This is a genomic window from Telluribacter roseus (assembly GCF_017355915.2).
Lineage (GTDB): Bacteria > Bacteroidota > Bacteroidia > Cytophagales > Spirosomataceae > Telluribacter.
Window position 1 is genome coordinate 314,145 of record NZ_JAFEUV020000003.1, and the last position, 22,721, is coordinate 336,865.

Here is a 22,721-nt window from a genome sequence, read left to right on the forward strand (position 1 = left end):
AGTTTGGTACTTAGGTTACAATACATTCACCATCGAGAGCTTTTGCAGTCAGCAAATGTAAAACCATACGCTGACTGAGCCGGTTATTTCGATAGCCAAGACTTTTACGGCATTTTCTAAGACTTTACAATTACATATGGCTTCATTCAAAATAGCAGGCGACTGCCGCCTTAAAGGAGAACTAATACCCCAGGGGGCTAAAAACGAGGCGCTGCAGATCCTGTGCGCAGTACTACTCACCAAAGAACCCGTTACTATTCATAATATCCCTAATATCCGCGATGTAAATCAGCTTATCGATCTATTGAGGGATCTGGGGGTCCGGCAGACCCGCCTGAGCGAATCATCCATCCAATTTGAAGCCAGTGATGTAAACGTGGAGCATCTGGAGTCAGACTCCTATCGTCAGAAAGGATCCGCACTACGTGGTTCGGTAATGCTGCTGGGGCCCATGCTGGCCCGCTTCCGGAAGGGGCGTATACCCCGCCCGGGTGGAGACAAGATTGGCCGCCGCCGCATGGATACCCACTTTATCGGGTTCGAGAAGCTGGGAGCTAAGTTCTCTTTTTCGAGCGATGACGACGGGTTCTATAAAGTAGATGCTACCAACCTCAAAGGTACCTATATACTACTGGACGAAGCCTCTGTGACGGGTACGGCCAACGTACTGATGGCTGCTGTCATGGCCGAAGGTACTACTACGATCTACAATGCCGCCTGCGAACCTTACCTGCAGCAACTGTGCCGGATGCTCAACCGCATGGGAGCTAAGATATCCGGTATAGGCTCTAACATGCTGATCATTGAAGGTGTAGCCGAACTGCACGGAACGGAGCATACGATGCTTCCCGATATGATCGAGATTGGTAGCTTCATCGGCCTGGCTGCCATGACCCAGTCGGAGATCACCATCAAAAACTGCCAGATCCCGATGCTCGGAATCATCCCTGATATATTCAAAAGACTGGGTATCCAGATGGAGTTCCGGGGCGACGATATATTCATCCCGGCGCAGGAGCGCTACCGCATCGAGACCTTCCTCGATGGCTCTACCATGACCGTTGCCGATGCTCCCTGGCCGGGCTTCACGCCTGACCTGCTCAGCATTGTACTGGTGACGGCCGTACAGGCCGAGGGAACAGTGCTGATTCACCAGAAAATGTTCGAGAGCCGCCTGTTCTTTGTAGATAAGCTGATCGAGATGGGAGCGCAGATTGTACTTTGCGATCCGCACCGTGCCATCGTAGTAGGTCTTAACCGGGCCACGCAGCTACGGGGTATCCGGATGACTTCGCCTGATATCAGAGCCGGTGTAGCCCTGCTGATCGCTGCCATGTCAGCCAAGGGCGTAAGTATCATTGATAACATTGAGCAGATAGACCGTGGTTATCAGAATATCGATACACGTCTGAACGCCATCGGTGCCGAGATCGTACGGTTATAATTTAGTCTTTATATCATAAATAAAGGCGAGCTCCGGAAGGTAGCTCGCCTTTGTCTTTTAAAAGGGTAGCCGGTGAAGCAAATCAGGTGCTGGTCGGGTACTCCATCCGGTAGTTCTAAGGCCCAGGTACATGCCCAACGCCGTTGGGTATAAGTCTCCGCGATCATACGCCACCTGACCTATCAGTCGGGTATTGCCCCAGGTGAAGGCAGGAAGCTCAAAGCCCAGGAACGAAGACAGCTGACTCACTTCCGGATTGAAGGCGACATTATGGTTACCAAAGTTCTGGCTGTAGGAAACCTTCGCTCGCAGCAGCACCTGGTTGGCGACAAGCGCTTCGGCCCCCACGTGGTACACAATCATGCTGTTGTTCGGGAAAAATTCACCGTTGCCACCCACTTCCGGGCGGATCTCAGCCCGTGGCGCGATGAAGGGAGTACCCAGTCCTCGTCCGAAGTACGACCATCCCTCGCGGTATTGTCCGTGGTTAAAGTAGTTGTCGTTGCCCATAAAGCGCGAGCCGGGTACTACAAACGTCGCTCCTGACTGACTTCGGGTATAGAGCCACTCCAGGAGGGCTCCCCGAAGCTGGAAGAATGGCTTGTAATCGGGAGTAGCTCTGGACCTCCACCTTAGTCCGTATAGCCCGTCCGGGAAGTTACGGAATACCAGTCCCGAGGCATCTTCAAACGGGTGCTGATGGTACAGGAGCAGGGTACCTCCCGAAAAGCGGTAGTCCATCGCCATGTCGTAGTGGCCTACGTGGTTGCCGACGCGGTTGGTCCCGTCAAATACGGTGTAGCGGTCATTCTTAGCCTGCTTGGGCAACTTGCCCAGCAATATTCCCCACACAAAATCTTCGAAAGTTCGGGTGAGCTTACCGTTGACGGCCACCGGGTTGTTGAGCAGGTACTCGGCTTCTCCTCCCCAGGTAGCATGGTGATTTAGTCCTACAAAGATGTGAAACCGTCCACGGTCCGGCCCGAAGCGGGCAGCTATGTTCTTTTGATGCAGCAGGGCCTTCTGAATATAGGGCGTGTTGAACCAGCCGTGCGAAAAAGTACCCTTGATGCCAACAAAGTCGTGCAGAAAAGGCAGGGATACGTAGTCCGGTATCCGGATTTGTACCTTGGGTATCGGTAAGGCATTACCAGCCCAAGAGTAGGAGCCGGAGGTAAGGGTAGTATCCATCACCCCGAATACCTCGCGGCGACGTCCGGCCATAACTTCAATAAACCGCCAGCCCACCTTGGCGTAGGCTTCGGGTAGAAGTACCTGCGGATCGGCACCGATATTCAACACCCCCTCGACGCCCGCGCCCCAGCTCAGCGAGCGGGTACTGGTACGGGTAATAGTATCCGTGGTGGCCAGTCGGGAGTCATAGTGAAGGCCCAGTAGAGCCGACGCAGTAGGAGTAGACCGTGGTACGCGTCCCCACTGGTTGGCTCTAAGCCAGAAAGGAGTCGCAACATCTGACGAGACGTACCCTCCGGCCTGGCCGTAGGTATACAGGCCCGCGGGTTGTGCCGCAGCAAAAGCCTGCACCAGCAGCACCAGCATAACTGAACTAATCCAGCGATATCGGTAGGGGAGGCGGGGCAATCTGTTGGCGGAGGGAAAAAGTGGAGCGTAGAGACATGCCATAGGCATCGGTGATTCAGGGTTAAGGATTATTTTCCGGATACATGCAGGGGAAGTGCAGTATGTAAAAAGCAATTCAGAGCCGTTTTGTTTAGACTTCTTCCCGACTCCCTATACGCAGGAGCAGGGGGAACTCAACGCTACGGACTCCTTCAATCCAGTAAGGAACTAGCATCTCTTCCAATCCGGCTACCGGATCGTACTGTTTAACTCGCTGAAAATGACGCACTGCTGACCAGGTACGCAGGTAGTTGGTAAAGGTAGGGAGCGACCAATCATACTGTATTTTATAGGCTCCCATCAGATTTATTTCTTTGTATGGGAAAGGAATGGTAACGTATTCTTCATCCAGGTAGCGGCGCTCGGCATCCCAGTAGGGGCCTACGGTATGGGTATAAAAGTAGTCGATGATCGGATCTATATCGGGTGCAACGCGGCACAGGCCGTACCCTATCACCGCCAGCAGGCCGCCCGGCCGCAGTACACGGTTAACTTCTCCGTAGAACTTCTCAAAACTAAACCAGTGAATGGCCTGTGCTACGGTAACCAGGTCGAAGGTGCTATCGGGGGCAGAAGTACGCTCCGCGGGCTCAACAAGGTAGGTAATGTTGTGTTTTTGGGGCGCTTCCAACAGTTGCTGCGCACTGATATCGGTAGCAATTACTTTGTCGAAATTCTCCGACAGGAGTACGGCCAGTTGTCCATTGCCGGTGCCGCAGTCCCAGGCGGTGTGCCGGGCGGGAGCCAGTGAAGCGAGTTCCTCTACAAGGGCAGTCGGGTAGGTGGGTCTGTATTGTGCATAGTGTGCGGCCTGTTCTGAAAAAAGGTCCTTCATAGGCTCAATAATTAGTGTGTGGCTATGAAAGATAAATAATTTTTGCACATCTTGTTGCAACTCTCCTCCTTAACTAAATAATATCATCTACGAGATGATCAAACCCTCTATCCAGGATCTGTACGAGTCGGATCGGTACCGGCTTGTCGAATCGTTTTCAATTGATGAGATGGCTGAGTTCTTAGCTCGTGAAGCTCATACCAGCCGACTCAGTCGTACTCAGTCACGCCGCTCCAAAGGCTACGGGCTGGTATTGATTCTTATGGCTTCTATTGGGGTAGGGGGAGTGATCGGATGGCTGGTAGGTACCATGCTGAAAGCCGGCGAATTTATAATGTCCCCGTTGTGGCAGGTAGCCCTGGCTTTTGTACTGTTTTTTGCGGTGGTGTTGCCGGTGCATGAAGCTATCCACGCCCTGGTGTTCAAGTACCTGGGGGCCCGGAAGGTAGGCTTTGGGCATTCGCTGAAAAGCCTGATGGTGTACTCCTACGCGCAGCGCTTCGTCATGACGCTCCGCGAAAACGCCCTGGTAGCCGCTATGCCATTTATAGTCATCTCATCCCTGCTCATTATCCTGCTTGCCGCCGTACCCGGGCTCCGGATACTCTGGTTTTTGCTACTCATTCTGCACTCGGTGGGCTGCTTAGGCGATTTTATGCTGATCAGGTACTCCTACCGCAACCAGGACCGCCTCATGTATACCTACGACGATCTAGACGAAAGACGAACGTACTTTTTTGAAGAAATCCCTGCCGAACCTACCCGAATGGCAGTCGACAGGGATAAAGAGAAAGGAGCCGTACTCCTTCAGAAACAGGTCTGAGAGCTTACTTCTTCTTGTTCTTACCGTAGGTACAAAGGGTATTATCAGCCTTTACGTAGTATGACTTAAAGTTGGTAGCCTTAGGGTCCATGCAGCCTTTCAGGTCCAGTAGCTCTACCTTCCGGAATTCAACCGGATGGCTTTCGCTTTGCAGGGAGATGGAGCCCTCCGCCAGCAGCTTACCGTCGGTCTTGAACTGCGGGTCAAATCCGCTTACTACGCCTCCACCAATTTGTGGCTTCTGGTATTCGAGTACCTGCTCGCCATTGATAAAGTGCCGGATCAGCGAGTCGCCCAGTACAAGTACTTCGGCACGTACCCACTGGTCGCCGTTGTAGGTTTTGGAGGTAGAGTTGATACAGTGGCGGGTATCGAGCTTGCCTTCGTATACGACGTGCGTACCGGGCGTACACAGGTTACAGGTAGTACGTTCGCCTTTATCCAGTCCACCCAGCAGTTGCACTTCGATGGAGATCGGGAAATCCTGATCCTTGCCCATGGTAGCGGCGGGTTGTCCGTGTACCATGATACCGCTGTTGCGCTGGGCCCAGCCTTCGCCTCCTTTGGGCTGCTCACCCACAAAGCGGTACTCTACCGCAACGCGGTAGTACGAGAAGGGCTGCTTGTAGAAGATATGTCCGTACTTGAACTTGAAGTCGTCGTACTGATCGTAGCTGACTACCATCTTACCATCCTCGACCCGGAAGGTATTGCCAAAATTTTCGTTGAGTTCATGGCCCCGGATCTTAATGTCCCAGCCACTCAGGTCTTTGCCGTTGAATAGTTGCTTCCACTCTTCTTTGCTTTTAATCTGCTTTTTCTGCGCGGAGGCTGCAAGGGCTATCAAACTAAACAGGATGCTGAACGCTAATTTCATAAGTAGGTAAGGTATAGTAGTAATTGTTGGGATAGCAAAGATGAACGATATTTTAAAGGTAGAGAAGGATAATTCCGAATTTAACCACGCGAGTACCCGAAAAGGTGCAGGAGCCGCGGATTAGCCCGGGGCTATGATACTCCAGAGGCGGCTGACCATCTCGGCAGGTGCAACAGACAGGTCAACGGGTATCAGGTACAGCGGCAGTTGAGCATCGTAATAAAATGGAGCTGGAGCTTCCTGAAATGTAGCGGTACGAGGATACAGCAGCACCAGCGTTACCTGATCGGCCTCACTGAGGTAGCGCTGCCCGTAGGCGTACAGTTGATACAGATCCCCCTGGTCAATGCCATGCTGACGGAAGGATGATAGCTGTTTCCACTTGGTATCCAGTACCCACAGTGCATTGCCCCGACGTATGACTACATCGGGTTTTAGTTTGAACTGAGGCGTACCGCGGGGGTCGCTCAGTAAGTGGTGCAGGGCTTCCTGCGTTTGTACGGCATAGTCGGCAGACATATGGCGCTTCAGGCTAGCGGCTACGTACATTTCAAAGAGGCGCGCCGTCGGGAAAAGCATGCCGGGCAACTGACTGCTACCGGCCGATGTACCCGGAGCCTGGCCTCCCAGCAGCCACTGTACCCACGGCCACAGCCAGCTGTAGATCGCAAACGTGCGGTTGGTTTTCTGGGCCAGTACCAGATCCGCCTGCCAGTCGGACGAAGCAGGTATGTCATCCATCGCAAACAGGTACTGTCGCACCCGGCCCGACACGTAGCCCCGCTGAAGCTGCTGCAGGCACGCTTTCAGCAGGCGGTTTGGCGCATTGTCACGGGTGCGCTCATCGTGCACGACTGGTAGCCGCTCCGGATAGAGTACCCGTCGGTGCGGTTGCCGGTGCAGTTGTAATCTGCCCTTTACAAACGATTGCTCACGATCTACCGAGATATAGTCCGTCTGCAGGCCCTGGTGCAGGAGCTTTTCGGCCTGCTGCAGGAAAAGCGTAGCAAGTAGCTCGGGGAGGGGCCGCGAAGTAAACTGGTGGAGGTGTGCCTCCGGCAACAGCCGGAACGGTACCTGTGGTACCGCCCGAAGCATTCGTAGCAGCGAAGCCCTCGCCTGCACCAGCTGATCGGTAGTACCGGTATCTGATGTGATTTTGGGTAGTACTTCAATGGAGGTACTGGCCGTCTGCAGCAGTCCTACCCATGCACCTACCCGCAGGTACTCCCGGCCCCGCTGTACAAAGTATCGTAGTACCGGCTCCGCGTCTTCCTGTAAGGCGTAGGCCTTAAGGGCATCGAAGTCGGCATCGGCCAGGTTAATGGCGGCCTCACTGCCGGAAAGGTTGTGCCTGCCAATGAGGCTATTTTCGGTAATGGCGTAGGTCAAGTAGGTAGTTGCTCCTGGTTAGGGTGAGGTACATATTGCGGGCATGGCCGGTACTTGTTTTCAAGGATTAGGCAGTACAAATTTGCATAGTATATATTATAAACGGAGGATTCCTGCTTTATTACTAGTACGATAGTGCTATTCATCTATATACACTAGGCAAAACACTCATATTCCTATGAAAACACTACACAACCTTTCCTTGATTGTATGGGGGGTACTAGCTTCGGCGGGCCCTGTACTGGCCCAGGAGTGGAAGGCCGCCGAACCCCAAAGCCTCCCCGAAAAAAGACATGAAAACTCTATGACCGCCGCCAACGGCAAGCTGTTTCTGGTCGGTGGCCGGGGCATGCGGCCAGTTGACGTGTACGATCCGAAGAAAGATACCTGGACCAGCAAGAGCCAGACTCCCATGGAGATGCACCACTTCCAGGCGGTGTCTTACGGGGGGGAGGTATACGTACTGGGAGCCTTTACCGGAGGGTACCCCCACGAAACACCCATTCCCAATATTTACATCTACAACCCCGATAAAGACGAATGGCGCAAGGGGCCTGAGATACCCGAAGCACGTCGGCGTGGGGCGGCGGGTGCCTTTGTGCATAATGACAAGATCTACCTGGTCAACGGTATTCAGGACGGGCACTGGGACGGTCACGTAGCGTGGTTTGATGAGTACGATCCCAAGACCCAGACCTGGCGGCAGCTGCCCGACGCGCCCCGCCCCCGTGACCACGTATCGGTAGCGGTACTGGATGGAAAATTGTACGTAGCCGGCGGCCGCCTCTCTACCGCCAAGATCAACCAGGTACTCAACCGGACCATACCCGAGGTAGATGTGTATGACTTCAAGTCCAACAAATGGACGACTCTCGATGCTTCGCAAAACCTGCCTACCCTTCGCGCGGGTAACTCTACAGTGGCCTTTGGCCCCCGAATACTGGTGATGGGCGGCGAAAGCGATAAGCAGGTACCGGCGCACAGCGAGGTAGAAAGCTACAATCCCAAAACCAAGCGCTGGGAGCGACTGCCTTCGCTGCATCAGGGACGTCACGGTACCGGGGCCGCTGTGCTCAACGGTAAAGTGTACATTGTAGCGGGCTCGGCCAACCGCGGTGGTGGTCCCGAACTCGATTCAATGGAGATACTCGAGAAGTAGTATTCTGGTATTTTCTCTATATTCGAAGCGGACTACTACCTGGTCCGCTTCTTTCGTTATATACCCGTACCGTTGGATCAACAGACATGCTGAAAAAATACATTGCCACCGCTCTCCTCTTGCTGCCGTTCATGGCCTCCGCTCAGCGCACTCCGCAGTTTACGCGTCAGGACACGCTCCGCGGTTCCATTACCCCCGAGCGCGCCTGGTGGGACCTAACCTACTACCACCTGGACGTACGGGCTACTCCGGCAGATAGCAGTCTGCGCGGCAGTACTACCATCCACTACAAAGTACTTAAACCCCACCAGACCATGCAGGTAGACTTGCAGTCACCGATGCAGGTAGATCGGGTGGTGCAGGGAGGTGAGGAACTGGCGTTTCGGCGCGAGGGCAACGTGTACTTTATCACGCTGAAAAAGGCCCAGCAGGAGGGAAAACAGGAGGCGGTACAGGTATTTTACTCAGGCGAACCCAAAGTTGCTACGCGTCCGCCCTGGGAAGGGGGCGTACAGTGGGAGCGCGATGGCCAGGGGCAGCCGTTTGTGGCTACGTCCTGCCAGGGGCTGGGCGCCAGCGTATGGTGGCCCTGCAAAGACCACATGTACGACGAGCCCGACAGCATGCTCATAAGCATCACTACCCCAAGGGATTTAATGGATGTCTCCAACGGACGTCTACGAAGCACTACTGAAAACAGCGACGGTACCCGTACCTTCCACTGGTACGTGAATAACCCCATCAACAACTACGGGGTCAATATGAACATCGGGAACTACGTGAGCTGGAACGAAACCTACCAGGGCGAAAAGGGAAAGCTGGACTTGAGCTACTACGTACTGCCCCAGGACCTCGCCCGGGCCAAAGAACAGTTCAAACAAGTACCCCTAATGCTGAAAGCCTTTGAGCACTGGTTTGGGCCGTACCCCTTCTACGAGGATGGCTTCAAGCTGGTGCAGGTACCTTACCTGGGTATGGAGCACCAGAGCTCAGTCACCTACGGCAACGGCTTCCAGAACGGCTACCTGGGCAAAGACCTGTCGGGTACAGGCTGGGGGCTGAAATGGGACTTTATCATTATCCACGAAAGCGGCCATGAGTGGTTTGCCAACAACATTACCTACAAGGATGCAGCCGATATGTGGGTACACGAGAGCTTTACCAACTACTCCGAAAACCTCTTCACGGAGTACTACTATGGCAAAGAAGCCGGCTCCGACTACGTGATAGGTACCCGCCGCCTCATCCAGAACCAGAAGCCCATCGTAGGCATCTACGGCGTCAACCAGGAAGGCTCAGGCGATATGTACTACAAGGGTGGCAACATGTTGCACACCATCCGGCAGATTGTGAACGACGATACCAAGTGGCGTCAGATCCTGCGGGGTATGAACAAGACCTTCTATCACCAGACTGTTGACGGCTCCCAGATCGAAAACTACCTCAGCAAGCAATCGGGCAAGGACCTGAGCAAGGTATTCGACCAGTACCTACGTGATGTACGTATACCGATGTTGGAGTACGCCCTGGAAGGCAATGAACTCCGCTACCGCTGGACCAACGCCATCGAGGGATTTGATATGCCCGTGAAGGTGGCGCTGGATGGAGGTACCTATCAATTTATCCAACCCACTACTTCCTGGAAAACGATGAAGACTAAAGGCACCAAATCATTAACGGTGGATCGGAATTTCTATGTGGGGGCGAAGGGGGTGTAGGGGGAGATTAGGTTTGTTTGTTTATACAGATGTTAGAGGCAATAGATAATCATGCGAGAAGAATCAGAAGAATATACAAAAGTTTACTTTGAGTTCTTCAACGACATTCTCGACGAGGATTATGTTGAGAGTGTTTGGGCGACTGTATTGGAAGAAAAAGAAGGTACTTATAAATTGAAAAACATTCCTTTATTCGTGACAGGCTATTCTAGCGAGGACACAGTTTACGCTGAACTGGAAGAAGATAGATTAGTCGTAAAAGGACTTGTTAAAGAATCAGGAAACAGTACCTTACAGATTATCTGCTTCAAAGAAGAAAACGCTGGACAAGTACAGAAACGACTGGAAGAATTCGGATGCGAATGGGAAGGAAGTTACCTGCCTGGATACTTTTCGGTTGACGTTTCGGCAGACTTAGATTATGAACCGATAAAAGAGTATTTAGCTGACCAAGAAGAAAGGGAAACATTAAGCTACAGAGAGGCCTGTTTGGCTCATTAAAAATAATTACCTCGCTCACCCCGATTTGCAATCGGGCGTGGCATCTTCCAGCGTTTGCAACGCGATAAGTGCGAAATCTACTTATTAATGAGCCGGAGCATTTCCTGTTTAGCTCACGGCGTAACTATGCTGGAATGAGAGAACTATTGGATGTGAAAGCGTTTTAGATAATTCGCGGCTACGCGCCCCGTTTGAAAACGCTATTCGACTCAACACCGATTGCAAATCGGTGTTAGCGGTGGTGGTGTGTGGAGTGGATAGATAGCAGAATCTTTTTAGAAACGCAGGTGTTATAGTAGTCGGTTGGGAGGCTACAACACCTGCGTTTCTTCTTCTTTTGAATAAATTAAAATAGAGTACATAACTCGCTCGTTATTATACACATTTGCTAAAACAAGCAACCTATTTGCAAAACCCTCTACGCTAATTTTCTAAAATAGATATCTCCTCGAAGAATGACTGTGAAAATGATGAAGTGGTGGAGCGTAATGGGCCTGCTCCTGTTTGTTTTTTCCTGCGAACCAAAAGAAGTCGGACCTGTCGAGGATTGCCTGGTACAGGCGGCCGCCGGTCATGGTGAAATTATTGAAGGTACTTATATCGTAACCCTGAAGCCCGGTACGGCCGGTGGTGCTGCCAATGCCCGTATGGCTGCGGGCCGGATTGGGGTGGAAGAGAGCAGCATTGAGCGGTACATTGAGGGAGAGCAGTCGACCCTGGTGGCGCACCTGACCCAGGCCGAGGTGAAAGAAATAAGTACTGACCCGGATGTGGAGCACGTAGAGCCCGATCGGCGGATTTCACTGTGTTCCTGCATTACTGTCCTGGCCCCCCGCCTTACTACCTGGAACATTGTCAAGACTGGCTACGGCGGCCTCAACAACGAGAACCGTACCGCCTGGATCGTGGATACCGGCATAGACCTGGATCATCCTGACCTGAATGTGGATGCAACCCGGGGCAAGTCATTTGTGGATGGACGAACCTCCGCCGATGATCAGAACGGACACGGTACGCACGTAGCGGGTATCATCGGGGCTAAGAACAATAACGTAGGTATGCTGGGCGTAGCTCCCGGCGCCAAGGTAGTACCCATCAAGATCCTGGACAAGGAAGGGGATGGTACCTTGTCAGGACTGGTGGCGGCTCTATCCTACATCAGTCAGCAAGCTAAATCAGGGGATGTGGTCAATATAAGTCTGGGTGGAGAGTTTACCTCCTACCGCCTGGATCAGGAGATACGTGCCGCGGCTGATAAGGGTATCCTGTTCGCGATTGCCGCCGGTAACAAGGGGATCAATGTAGATAGCTATTCACCGGCACGGGTCAATCACCAGAACGTCGTAACGGTATCAGCCATTGATAGTACCGAGACCTTCGCCAGCTTCTCCAACTTCGGCACGGCCGTAGATGTAAGTGCTTTTGGAGTACGCATTCCTTCTACCTATGCTAATGGGCGCTATGCCATCGCCAGCGGTACCTCCATGGCCGCTCCGCACGTGGCAGGACTTATGCTCATCCGGGGCAGGAATATTCCGATGCGGGGCTACGCCAAGAACGATCCGGACGGAAAGCCTGATCCTATTGCCCGGCAGTAGGAGGGGTTAGAGCCACTTCCCGAGTGCTTTCAGGCTCTCCACGTTATGGGCGGAGGCAAATACATCTACGTACGGCAGGGCCGCCTGCATGGCAGCCGTGCGGGGCTGGTAGCTGGGATTGCCAGCCAGCGGATTCAGCCAGATTACCTTGCGGCACTTCTGCTGGATGCGCTGCATGGCTTCGGTCAGTACATCCGGGTCACCCGTATCCCAGCCGTCGCTCAGGACAATGACGATGGTTTCTTTGTTAAGCAACTTTGAATAGTCGTGGGTAAAAGTCCAGAGGCTGGCGCCGATGCGGGTACCGCCCGACCAGCCCGCTGTCCGCTCCGATAGCTCCCGCAGGGCCTCCTGAAAACTCTGCTGCTTAAGGTCAGCCGTGACGTGGTGGAGCTGGGTACTGAACACGAAAGTTTCGATTCGGCGGAATACCGACTGAAACGCGTACAGAAACTGGATCAGGAAGATACTATACAGGTCCATGGACTTGCTGATGTCGGCCAGTACCACGAGCCGGATGCGCTTCCGGCGGGGGCGCTTGTAGGCCAGCTCCACCAGTTCGCCGCCCCGGCGGAGGTTGCGGCGGAGGGTGTTCTTGAAGTCAAATTTCCGGATACTATGCGCCCGCTCCTGTCGGCGGTTCAGCTTACGAGCCAGTGCCTGCGATATTTCCTGTATAATCCTGACCAGGTCGGCCAGCTGATCGGCAGGTATCAGCGAAAAATCTTTCTGACTGAGAGTTTCGGTGACCGAGTGACTGGCTGTTTCGGTCTCCTCTTGATTCTTGTTGCCATTCAGCCACGATTTCAGCGCGTTAAAGGAGGGCTGCTGCGTACCATTCTGCTTGCTCTGTTTCTTTTTATCCTCCTTTACCTTACTATCCAGTGCTCCTTCCAGCTCCTTCCAGTACTCATTAAATAGTTTCGGGAATTGCTGTACCTGCTGCGCATTGCGCGTAAGCGCTACCTGTAGGGCCAGCGCAAAGTGGGTGCGGTCGTCGGGCGTAACGAGTGATAAGGCCCGCAGAGCCGTTGCTTCCTCCTCCGGCCCAATCCGGAACTCGTGCGCCCGCAGGTACCTGCAGAAATCCACTACGTTGCTGGTCAGGTCGGTGCGGCGGGTTATCATAGGCTTTGCGCTGTATGCTTTAGACTTTTTTTACGTAATGCTACCACCGATTTGCAATCGGTGGTATGTCGAATAGCGTTTTCAACGCGAATTTTAGTCAGTGTCACTATATTTAGTTTTTGCTGCTCTTGCGCGTTACAAACGCTAGTAGATAGCGCACTGATTGCAAATCAGGACGAGCGCATGGAGCGTATAGCAAAAAAGCTTACTGCCTATAAGCATACAGCCTACTGCTTAAAGATTATCCAGCTTCGACACTACGCCCGTTTTCTCGTATAGTTCTGACAGCGATAGCTGAGCAGTACGGGTATCTTTCCAGTCTTTCAGGATCACACCCAGTGTTTGCTCAATAATCTCTTTTGGCAGGTAGTCAAAGTGCAGGACAGACAGCGCCTTGGCCCAGTCCAGCGTTTCGGCGATACCGGGTGTTTTTTCGAGGCGGAGTTGTCGTAGCTCCTGCATGAACCGGCAAATTTGCTCAGCCAGTTGCTCGTTGATCTGAGGTACTTTGCTCCTTACAATAGCCAGTTCCTTATCATAATCAGGGTAATCGATCCAGAGGTAGAGGCAGCGCCTGCGCAGCGCCTCCGACAGCTCCCGGATGCGGTTGCCGGTCACGATCACTTGTGGGATGTGTGTAGCCCGGATGGTACCTACCTCGGGTATGGTAATCTGCCAGTCGGAAAGTACCTCGAGCAGAAAACTCTCAAACTCTTCGTCGGCCCGGTCTACTTCGTCAATGAGCAGTACTGGTTTTTTAGGGTAGGTGATAGCCTCCAGCAGGGGCCGCCTCATCAGGAACTTCTCGCTGAATATCTCTTCTTCCAGGTCCTGAGTCGGAGCGGTACCCTGAGCTTCTACCATTTTCAGGTGCAGGAGTTGCCGCTGGTAGTTCCACTCGTAGAGGGCATGGGTGGCGTCGAGGCCTTCGTAACACTGCAGGCGGATGAGGTCAGTATCCAGCGCCCTCGCCATCACTTTGGCTATTTCGGTTTTGCCTACTCCGGCTGGCCCTTCGATGAGCAGGGGCTTCTGCAGCTGCATGGAGAGGTATACGGCCATGGTTACGCTGGGGTCGGTGATATAGCCCTGGGAGTGGAGGAGACTAGCTATTCTATCTAATTCCTGATTTTGCATGCTGTACGTTAAAAAAGTATAGTTAACCATAGAGCTGCTCAGAACCATGCAGAGTAAACTCTAGGGTAGAAAAATTACTCAAAACTATAAAACCTTGAAGCCGGTCCGGGGTTTGACGGCCCAACTCCAAGGTTTTAATGAACAGCCGGGATGTAGTTACGCCACCGCATTAAGCGCCCGTTTGCAGTACACACGGGCCAGGTGCTGGCGGTACTCCTCCGAGGCGAAGTGGTCGCTGTTGAGGGATACGCCTTCGGCGGCTTTGGCTGCTGCTGCCTCAATGACATCATCCGTAAGCTGCTGACCCGAGAGGGCTTCCTCTACGCCTGTATCGCGAAAAGGCGCATCGGATACTCCAGTGAAGGCAACCCGTACGGAGCCATCCGGATGACGTACTACCGCGCAACCTACAATGGCGAAGCGGGAGGCCGGCTGGGCAAATTTCTGGTAGTTCATACGAGTACCCTCGGCCGGAACAGGAAGGCGTATCTCGGTAATGATCTCGCCTTCTTCCAGAGCGGTTGAGTAGAAGCCAATGAAGAAATCAGCCGCCGCTACCGAGCGTGAGCCATTCCTGCCCCGAAGTACAACCTCGCCATCAGCGGCAATGACCATAGCGGGCCAGTCGGCCGAAGGGTCGGCATGGGCCAGGCTACCTCCGATGGTACCCTTATGGCGCACCATAGGGTCGCCAATAAGGGCGGCACCCTCGGCAAACATAGGCAGGTGCTGTTTGAGCAAATCTGACTTCATGATCTCGGCGTGGGTAGTACCCGCTCCGATCACAATCTCACCGTTTTCCTCACGTATGCCTTTGAGCGAGGGGATACGGGCTATATCAATGAGTCGTCCGGGGGCGCTCAGCCGTAGCTTGAGGGCCGGAACCAAACTATGGCCTCCGGCCAGTAGTTTGGCGTCATCGTCGAGCAGATCCAGTGCCTCCTCGACCGACTCGGGCCGTGTGTAATCAAATGCGTATGGTATCATAAGATAGATGTCGATTTAGGAATGAAGGATTTGTGTATTCTGCTCCTGCATGGCGCGCCAGACACGCTCCGAAGTAAGCGGCATCCGGATGTCCTTGACCTTATGCCCGCCGCTCCATAGTGCATCAATTACCGCGTTGACCACGGCAGGCGTAGAGCCGATACAGCCGGCCTCTCCGGCTCCTTTTACCCCCAGCGGGTTGTGTGGGCAAGGGGTTACCTGGCGGTCTAGTTCAAACGACGGCAGATCGTCGGCACGGGGCATAGCGTAGTCCATGTAGGAGCCATTGGTCAGCTGTCCGTTCTCATCATAGATAGCCTCTTCCAGCAGCGCCTGTCCGATACCCTGAGCCAGTCCACCGTGGATTTGCCCGTCCACGATCATGGGATTTATCACGTTTCCGACATCATCCACCGCTATGAATCGTTTTAGTTTTACCCTGCCGGTTTCCTTATCTACTTCCACGATAGCAATGTGGCAGCCGAAGGGATAGGTGAAGTTGGCGGGATCGTAGAAGCTCGAAAAGTCGAGTCCCGGCTCGAGGCCCTGCGGGTACACATGGGGTACGTAGGCCGTAAGAGCCACATCACCAAAGCTGATAGACTTATCAGTACCTTTCACGGTCCATTTACCTTCGGCGTACTCGAGGTCATCCACCGAGCACTCCAGCTTGTGAGCGGCTATTTTGGCTCCTTTTTCAAGTACCTTATCAATGCTCTTGACAATGGCTGAGCCACCCACAGCGAGGCTTCGCGATCCGTAGGTACCCATACCAAAGGCTACGGCATCGGAGTCTCCGTGAATGATATCAATATCTTCCATAGCGATACCCAGCTTATCGGCTACTACCTGCGCAAAGGTGGTAACGTGGCCCTGGCCATGTGAGTGGGCTCCTGTGAATACGCTCACCTTGCCGGTGGGCTGCACCCGTACCTGAGCTGACTCATATAAACCCGCCCGGGCCCCCAGCGCACCCACTACCGCCGAAGGCGCGATACCGCAGGCCTCGATGTAGGTCGAAAAGCCCACACCCAGGAGCTTGCCATTCTGATTAGCCTCCTGCTGCATCTGCCGGAACTCGTCGTAGCCCAGCATCTCCACAGCCCGGTCGAGTACGCCATGGTAGTTGCCGGAGTCGTACTGCAGTGCCACCTGCGTCTGGTAGCCCGGTTGCTCTACACCGTCAAAAGACGGGATGAAGTTCTGCTTGCGGAGCTGTACAGGATTTTTACCCATTTCCAGTGCTGCCAGGTCCAGCATCCGCTCGAGCAGGTAGGTCGCCTCCGGACGACCAGCGCCCCGGTAGGCATCCACCGCTACGGTATGGGTGAATACTCCGTAGAGGTCCAGGTGAATCTTGGGCGTCGTGTAAAGGCCCTGCAGCAGGGTACCGTGCAGGTAGGTAGGTACCGCCGGAGCGAAGGTCGAGAGGTAGGCACCCAGGTTGGCGTAGGTCTTGATGCGCAGGGCCTTGATATTTCCCTCGGCGTCAAAGCCCATTTCGGCTTTGGTGATATGGTCGCGACCGTGGGCATCCAGCATGAAGGCCTCCGAGCGGGTCTCCGTCCACTTGATGGGACGACGGATCTGCTTCGAGGCCCAGGTCACCAGCGCCTCCTCGGTATAATGGTAAATTTTTGACCCAAAACCACCTCCTACGTCCGGCCCCAGTACCCGTACCTTGTGCTCAGGTATGCCCAACACAAACGCGCACATGAGCAGGCGGATCAGGTGGGGGTTTTGGGTAGAGGTGTACAGCGTATACTTGTCGCTGACCTCGTCGTAGTGGCCGATGTAGGCCCTTGGCTCAATGGCGTTAGGTACCAGTCGCTGGTTTACAAACTCAAGCGTGGTTACGTGGGCCGACTGCTCAATGGCCTCATTCACCTCATCAATCGGATTGCCTATCTCCCAGTCAAAGGCCAGGTTGCCGGGGGCGTCGGGATGTACCTGCGGAGCGCCCTCCTGCGTAGCCTTATAGGCACTGACTACGGCGGGTAGTTCTTCCCAATCTACCTCTACGGCCTCCGACGCATCAAAAGCGGCTTCTCGTGAATCGGCGATAATGACGGCTACCGGATCACCAATGTGCTTTACGGTGCTACCGGTAGGTACCAGCAGAGGGTGCGGGGGCTCCTTCATGGTATCCCCGTTCCTGAAGTTGACCTGCCAGCCGGTAGGTACTCCCACAATACCAGCGCTGGCAATATCATCACCGGTAAAGATGGCTACCACGCCCGGCATATCCTTAGCGGCGGAGGTATCTATGCGGTTGACACGGGCGTGGGCGTAGGGGCTCCGTACAAACGAAGCGTAGGTCATACCCGGCAGTTTTATATCGTCGGTATAGCGGCCCTTGCCGGTAATGAAGCGCTTGTCTTCGAGTCGTTTGACCGACTGGCCTATATATTTATTGCTCATAGCTGTTGTTGCTGTTGCTGGTTGAGATTTACGGATGCGTAAACAGGGGAGGGGCTTACAGATGCTCCGTCCAGTACCTTAGCACTGGTTTTCATCTTTTCGGCAGCCCATTGTACCGAGCGGACAATGTTGTGATAGCCCGTGCAGCGACAGATGTTCCCTTCCAGCGCGTGCCGTATATCTTCTTCGGTCGGGTCAGGATTATTCTGGAGCATGTCAACCGTGGCCATGATCATACCCGGCGTACAGAATCCGCACTGCAGACCGTGGCACTCCTTGAAGCCCTCCTGCACCGGATGCAGCTGGTCTCCCTGGGCCAGTCCTTCGATGGTAGTAATCTCACAGCCATCGGCCTGAACGGCCAGTATAGAGCAGGATTTAACGGCCATGCCGTCCATATGTACGGTACAGGCTCCGCAGCTGCTGGTGTCGCAGCCGATGTGGGTACCCGTAAGGCCCAGTTTATCCCGCAGGTAGTACACCAGCAGCTGGCGTGGCTCTACCTCGTGGGTCTGGGAGGTACCGTTTACAGTGACAGTTATTTGAGTCATAGGTATTGGGTAAGGGTTAAAGGTGATGATGCAACAGGTACTAGTCGGAATTAAGCCTCTTTAGGCGTTTTAAGCTCCTTTTCAAAGTTTTCGAAGAACTGCTTGGTAAGGGTATTGGCTACGCCGCTCAGTACGCGGTTGCCGGTGCGGGCCAGCAGACCGGATAGTTTGGCTCCTCCGTCAAAGGTGAGCTGGGTCTGATCCGGCCCTACGGGAGTTAGGTCAATGCGGATGGTCGCGTCGGCGTTACCGATTTTGCTGCTTTGCTTGACATGGATGGTGTACCCTTCATTTTCCCGGATATCCGATAGGGTAAGCCCCCCCGAGAAAGAACCGCTGACTGGGCCCATCTTAATCTCGGCCAGGGCCTTATATTCATTGTCTCCGGTTTTTTCAAGACGTGAGATACCTGGTACGATCCGGGCCAGTACGTCAGTATCCATGAGCATCTCCCATACCTGCTCCGGCGGAGCATTCAATACATGCGAACCTTGTAGTTCCATAGCTGTTAGGTTGTTAGGCTTTAGGTTGTTAGCTAGTAGCTTTCTTTGGTGATAGCTGGTAACGGAGCCTGGTATTATAGTTCTACCGTTGAGCCAATCACTTTCGTCAGAGATGAAATAGCTACTATCCAAAATTATGGTGGAATAATCTTGTTTTTTAAGAACTATTGTATCAATCTGCTACACTATCCTATCAGAACATAGGGTTTATACTGCAAGTACCTGACGTGGGCTCTGAGTACTGGTGAAGGAGACGGATTAACTATAAGCTAATAGCTAATAACCTAATTCCTAGTATGCTCCGTTACTGAAGTAGTCGGTAGTGGCCAGCAGTATCTGCTGGGCCTGCGTACGGGAGCGGTGGCGCTGCCGGTAGTGCGACGGCGGCATACCTACCTGCCTTCGGAACACCTTCAGGAAGTAGTTGACGTTGTTATAGCCGCAGGCGTAGGAGATATCCGTAACGGTGCGGTCGGTAGTACTGAGCAGCTCCGTAGCCAGCCGGATGCGCTCGCGGTTAATGAATTCAATAGGAGTCAGGCCAAACTCCTGCTTGAAGCAGCGGTAGAAGTGGGGCTCACTCATGCAGGCTTTCTGGGCCAGGGTACCTACAGTGAGGTCTTCGTGCAGGTGTTCGCGGAGGTACTGTACAGCGTAAGCAAGGCGGTTCTGGTTGGCGTACTGGGCGGAGTTGGATAGGAGCAGGTGCCGGGCCTGGGTCTGCATGAGACGGATGGTCAGCTCGCGCAGGACCAGCTCCGCAAAAAGGTCCCGTGCCTGGTTACCCTCAGTACAGATGTACACCAGCCGGTTCAGGAGCTGGTTGACCGCCGTATCGTTAGTGAAGTAGAAGTTCTCGCCTCGCATGCGCCACCCCTCGGGTCGGTCTACCAGCGGGTGCTGCTCGTTCAGGATGTCCGTCAGGCTTTGTATCTTTTCTTCCGATAGCGCCAGGGCCAGACACTGTGTAGGGTTGGTCTCGGTGGCTTCAGGGAAGTCGATGCACATCAGCTCGTGACTGGGCAGCATCACCGACTCACCCGGCAGGAAATCAAACGAAGGAGTACCATTCAGGTGCATGACCTTCTTGCCACGTACCATGGTAGCCAGTACCGGATGGCCGAAGCGGAGCTCGACACGCTCGGCCCGGGCGTGGGTTTCGTAGACATTCAGTTCGGCAGCCTGTAGGGAGTAGGCAGTACGATTCTCCACGATATCATTCAGCTGTCGCGTCTGTAGATGTTTGCTGATATTGATACTCTCCCTTGATTTCATGCCCCGGATGCATTTGTGGTTGAACAGAAAGACCTTACTACTAGACTCAATTGATCTGCGTAGATCAAATATATGTAATTTAAAACGGAAAGATTTAGATATAAGTTATTTTTAGGTTAAGGATTGAGGGAATGGCTGTATTAAGCCCTGGAGGAGAGAGGTACTACAGTGGTATAAGAGGCAGATCGGCCCCATTTACTCTAAAAGTCTACTAATGAGCTGAGTACCTGTGCGGCGGTAAATTAGGGTTGGACGCTCCTTTGCTTTATTATAATTTAGCCTGGAGTACACTCCCGGAGCCTCCGGATGAGCGACGGCATCAGGATTTGTTAGCATTGAATTTCAAAATTGGTAAGGCTACTGGCTAACTACCTAACCCCTTATAGCTACCTATGAAAGAGATCAGGAATATCTGGAACGCCTATCAGAACATAGACTTTACCCAGCAACAGGCCGCCCTGGCTACCGTGGTGCGGGTGGAAGGATCGTCGTACCGGCGTACGGGCGCCCGTATGCTCGTTATGGAAAACGGCGACTGGATCGGGGGCATCAGCGGAGGATGCCTGGAAGGTGATGCGCTGAAAAAGTCCCGGCTGGCGATGGCGCAAAAGAAAGCCACCATTATTACCTACGATACTACCGACGACGACCCCTACCAGATAGGCGTAGGATTGGGGTGCAACGGCATTATTGATGTACTGCTCACACCCCTGGACCCAAATGATGTACAGAATCCCGTCCGGCTCCTGAGCCACTACCTCGACCAGCGCCGCCCCGACGTACTGGTGACGGTGGTAGAGGCACCCGGTGGTTCCGAAGCCTTTACGCTTGGTAAGGCGTACCGTTACTACAACGATGCCTACTTCCGGAGCACCTTTCCGGCGGAGGCCGTCGCCGAGCACGATCTGGTGCGGGATATTGAGGAATGTCTGAAAGAGGAGAAATCAGCCACGAAGACCTATGTATTACGCGATGGCGAACGGGTAAGCTTCTTCTTTGAAGTAATTCTGCCGCCCGTACATCTGGTGGCGATGGGGGGCAACTACGATATCTACCCGATGGTGCGGTTGGCGAAGGAAACGGGCTGGAAAGTATCGGTAGTGTGTAATATGGCCAAAGTACACCGTTCGCTGTTTGATATGGCCGACGCAGTGATTCCCAAAGATGGAGGCGAGATACCCGTAGATCCCTACACGGCCGTAATCCTGATGGCGCACGATTACGAAACGGACTACCGCCATCTGCGCCGGATGCTGGGCACGGTGGTACCTTACATCGGGATGCTGGGCCCCCGCAAGCGCACCAATAAAATGCTGACGCGGGCGCAGGAAGAGGGGAGTCCAATCACCGATGAAGAAATGGAGCGGGTGTACAGTCCGGTGGGGCTGGATATCGGAGCCACTACGCCCGAAGAGATTGCCATTTCGGTCATTGCCGAAATCAGGGCGCACTTTGCGGGGCGTAGCGGCGCTTCGCTACGACTACGTGAGAAGCCGATTTATGAAGAGTAGGGGCGTTAACAAAGCCTATTTCACCTGTACTCCCTGCCGCATACGGCTAACTACTTCCTGCACGTGGGCTACGGCGGTAGCTATATCCTCTTCGGTCGTGAACCGACCAAGACTAAAGCGGATGGAGGCATAGGCCAGGTCGTCGGGAACGCCCAGAGCTTTGAGTACGTACGAGGGCTCCACCGAAGCTGAGGTACAGGCCGAGCCGCTGGACACGGCTACGCGGTTGAGGTTCATGAGGAGTTGCTCGCCGTCTACGTCGCCAAAGGAGATGTTGGTCACGTTTGGGAGGCGGTACTCCCGGTTGCCGTTGACGCGGGTGTTGGGGACGGTACCCAAGATACTGCTTTCTAACTGGTCGCGTAGCTGGGCCAGTCGGATAGCCTCGGTACTCATGTCGGTGCTAGCCACTTCACAGGCCTTACCCAGACCTACGATGCCCGGTACATTTAGCGTCCCCGAGCGTAGGCCCCGCTCGTGGCGGCCACCGTCCTGCTGGGCCGTCAGCTTCACTCCCCTTCGTACGTACAGCGCTCCCACACCCTTAGGACCGTATAGCTTGTGCGCAGATAGGCTCAGTAGGTCTATATAGTCCTGATCGACGTCTATGGGTAGCTTACCTACCGCCTGGGTAGCGTCCGTATGAAATAGTACCCCCCGCTCCCGGCATAGCTTACCTATTTCTCTTATTGGCTGTATGGTTCCAATCTCGTTGTTGGCATACATCACCGATACCAATACCGTATCGGGCCGTAGTACTTCAGTTACCTGCTCAACTGTAATGAGACCATCGGCGGCGGGCTGAAGATAGGTCACTTCGGCACCCCAACCTTCCAGGTGTTGGAAGGTATCCAGGACAGCTTTGTGCTCCGTAGCTACGGTTATGAAGTGGCTGCCCCGGTGGCTGTGGGCTTCGTAGGCACCCTTGATAGCTAGGTTATTGGACTCGGTAGCGCCGCTGGTAAAGAGGATTTCTTTTTCACTAGCCCCCAGTAGACCAGCTACCTGCCGACGGGCTTTGGCTACGGCTTCCTCGGCTTCCCAGCCATATAGGTGGGTGCGGCTGGCGGCGTTGCCGAATTGCTCCGTAAACCACGGCAGCATCTGGTCCAGCACGCGCGGGTCCACGGGAGTAGTAGCGTTGTAGTCGAGGTAGATGGGGCGCATTGGAGTAGTCATGCGAATCTTTTAAAAATTTATTTTTTACCACAGAGTGACAT

The 22,721-nt window shown here is 53.8% G+C and carries 19 protein-coding genes; 7 read left to right on the plus strand and 12 right to left on the minus strand.

The features are described 5' to 3' along the window. Positions 1-136 precede the first annotated feature (136 nt). Positions 137-1,444: a UDP-N-acetylglucosamine 1-carboxyvinyltransferase gene (gene murA / locus JTN23_RS07495; protein ID WP_247233492.1), complete on the plus strand. Its 1,308-nt coding sequence runs from the start codon at positions 137-139 to the stop codon at positions 1,442-1,444. A 57-nt stretch (positions 1,445-1,501) separates the two neighbouring features. Here murA and JTN23_RS07500 read toward each other — a convergent pair whose 3' ends face one another. Next, positions 1,502-3,088 carry a capsule assembly Wzi family protein gene (locus JTN23_RS07500; RefSeq protein WP_247233493.1) on the minus strand — a complete coding sequence of 529 codons (1,587 nt, stop codon included), beginning with the start codon at positions 3,086-3,088 and terminating at the stop codon, positions 1,502-1,504. An 88-nt stretch (positions 3,089-3,176) separates the two neighbouring features. Next, a complete protein-coding gene (locus JTN23_RS07505) occupies positions 3,177-3,920 on the minus strand; it encodes a class I SAM-dependent methyltransferase (RefSeq protein ID WP_247233494.1) in 744 nt (247 codons plus the stop codon). A 94-nt stretch (positions 3,921-4,014) separates the two neighbouring features. On the opposite strand from JTN23_RS07505, the gene JTN23_RS07510 reads away from it, so the two are divergent. Further along, complete coding sequence (locus tag JTN23_RS07510; RefSeq protein ID WP_247233496.1) at positions 4,015-4,743, plus strand: DUF3267 domain-containing protein; 729 nt, start codon at positions 4,015-4,017, stop codon at positions 4,741-4,743. A 4-nt stretch (positions 4,744-4,747) separates the two neighbouring features. On the opposite strand, the gene JTN23_RS07515 is transcribed toward JTN23_RS07510, so the two are convergent. After that, complete coding sequence (locus JTN23_RS07515) at positions 4,748-5,620, minus strand: 3-keto-disaccharide hydrolase (RefSeq protein ID WP_247233497.1); 873 nt, start codon at positions 5,618-5,620, stop codon at positions 4,748-4,750. A 120-nt stretch (positions 5,621-5,740) separates the two neighbouring features. Next, complete coding sequence (locus JTN23_RS07520) at positions 5,741-7,012, minus strand: McrC family protein (protein ID WP_247233498.1); 1,272 nt, start codon at positions 7,010-7,012, stop codon at positions 5,741-5,743. Between the two features lie 178 nt (positions 7,013-7,190). On the opposite strand from JTN23_RS07520, the gene JTN23_RS07525 reads away from it, so the two are divergent. From JTN23_RS07525 to JTN23_RS07540, 4 genes are all read left to right on the plus strand, one after another. Beyond that, positions 7,191-8,171 carry a Kelch repeat-containing protein gene (locus JTN23_RS07525; protein WP_247233499.1) on the plus strand — a complete coding sequence of 327 codons (981 nt, stop codon included), beginning with the start codon at positions 7,191-7,193 and terminating at the stop codon, positions 8,169-8,171. 86 nt (positions 8,172-8,257) lie between these two features. Next, positions 8,258-9,889 carry a M1 family metallopeptidase gene (locus JTN23_RS07530; RefSeq protein WP_247233500.1) on the plus strand — a complete coding sequence of 544 codons (1,632 nt, stop codon included), beginning with the start codon at positions 8,258-8,260 and terminating at the stop codon, positions 9,887-9,889. Between the two features lie 51 nt (positions 9,890-9,940). Continuing rightward, on the plus strand, positions 9,941-10,390 hold the full coding sequence (locus JTN23_RS07535; RefSeq protein ID WP_247233501.1) for a DUF4265 domain-containing protein: 450 nt from the start codon (positions 9,941-9,943) through the stop codon (positions 10,388-10,390). A 455-nt stretch (positions 10,391-10,845) separates the two neighbouring features. Continuing rightward, positions 10,846-11,988, plus strand: coding sequence for a S8 family serine peptidase (locus JTN23_RS07540; protein WP_247233502.1), 1,143 nt, complete (start codon positions 10,846-10,848; stop codon positions 11,986-11,988). 6 nt (positions 11,989-11,994) lie between these two features. Here JTN23_RS07540 and JTN23_RS07545 read toward each other — a convergent pair whose 3' ends face one another. The 7 genes from JTN23_RS07545 to JTN23_RS07575 form a co-directional block, all read right to left on the minus strand. Next, positions 11,995-13,116 (minus strand): vWA domain-containing protein, encoded by a 1,122-nt coding sequence (locus tag JTN23_RS07545; RefSeq protein ID WP_247233503.1) that lies wholly within the window; start codon positions 13,114-13,116, stop codon positions 11,995-11,997. A gap of 234 nt (positions 13,117-13,350) precedes the next feature. Further along, positions 13,351-14,253, minus strand: coding sequence for an AAA family ATPase (locus JTN23_RS07550; RefSeq protein ID WP_247233504.1), 903 nt, complete (start codon positions 14,251-14,253; stop codon positions 13,351-13,353). Between the two features lie 156 nt (positions 14,254-14,409). Next, positions 14,410-15,240 carry an FAD binding domain-containing protein gene (locus JTN23_RS07555; protein ID WP_247233505.1) on the minus strand — a complete coding sequence of 277 codons (831 nt, stop codon included), beginning with the start codon at positions 15,238-15,240 and terminating at the stop codon, positions 14,410-14,412. Between the two features lie 15 nt (positions 15,241-15,255). Then, on the minus strand, positions 15,256-17,661 hold the full coding sequence (locus JTN23_RS07560; RefSeq protein ID WP_247233506.1) for a xanthine dehydrogenase family protein molybdopterin-binding subunit: 2,406 nt from the start codon (positions 17,659-17,661) through the stop codon (positions 15,256-15,258). Next, positions 17,658-18,212, minus strand: coding sequence for a (2Fe-2S)-binding protein (locus tag JTN23_RS07565; protein ID WP_247233507.1), 555 nt, complete (start codon positions 18,210-18,212; stop codon positions 17,658-17,660). Before JTN23_RS07565 ends, JTN23_RS07560 begins: the two co-directional genes overlap by 4 nt. Before the next feature lie 50 nt (positions 18,213-18,262). Next, on the minus strand, positions 18,263-18,715 hold the full coding sequence (locus tag JTN23_RS07570) for an SRPBCC family protein (RefSeq protein WP_247233508.1): 453 nt from the start codon (positions 18,713-18,715) through the stop codon (positions 18,263-18,265). A gap of 291 nt (positions 18,716-19,006) precedes the next feature. Beyond that, a complete protein-coding gene (locus JTN23_RS07575) occupies positions 19,007-19,990 on the minus strand; it encodes an AraC family transcriptional regulator (RefSeq protein ID WP_247233510.1) in 984 nt (327 codons plus the stop codon). A 392-nt stretch (positions 19,991-20,382) separates the two neighbouring features. On the opposite strand from JTN23_RS07575, the gene JTN23_RS07580 reads away from it, so the two are divergent. Next, the gene (locus JTN23_RS07580) at positions 20,383-21,501 is read left to right on the plus strand and encodes an XdhC family protein (protein ID WP_247233512.1); all 1,119 of its coding nucleotides are present in this window, start codon (positions 20,383-20,385) and stop codon (positions 21,499-21,501) included. A 15-nt stretch (positions 21,502-21,516) separates the two neighbouring features. Here the strand turns inward: JTN23_RS07580 and JTN23_RS07585 are convergent, their stop codons facing one another. Beyond that, complete coding sequence (locus JTN23_RS07585) at positions 21,517-22,680, minus strand: IscS subfamily cysteine desulfurase (RefSeq protein ID WP_247233514.1); 1,164 nt, start codon at positions 22,678-22,680, stop codon at positions 21,517-21,519. Positions 22,681-22,721: the final 41 nt, after the last annotated feature.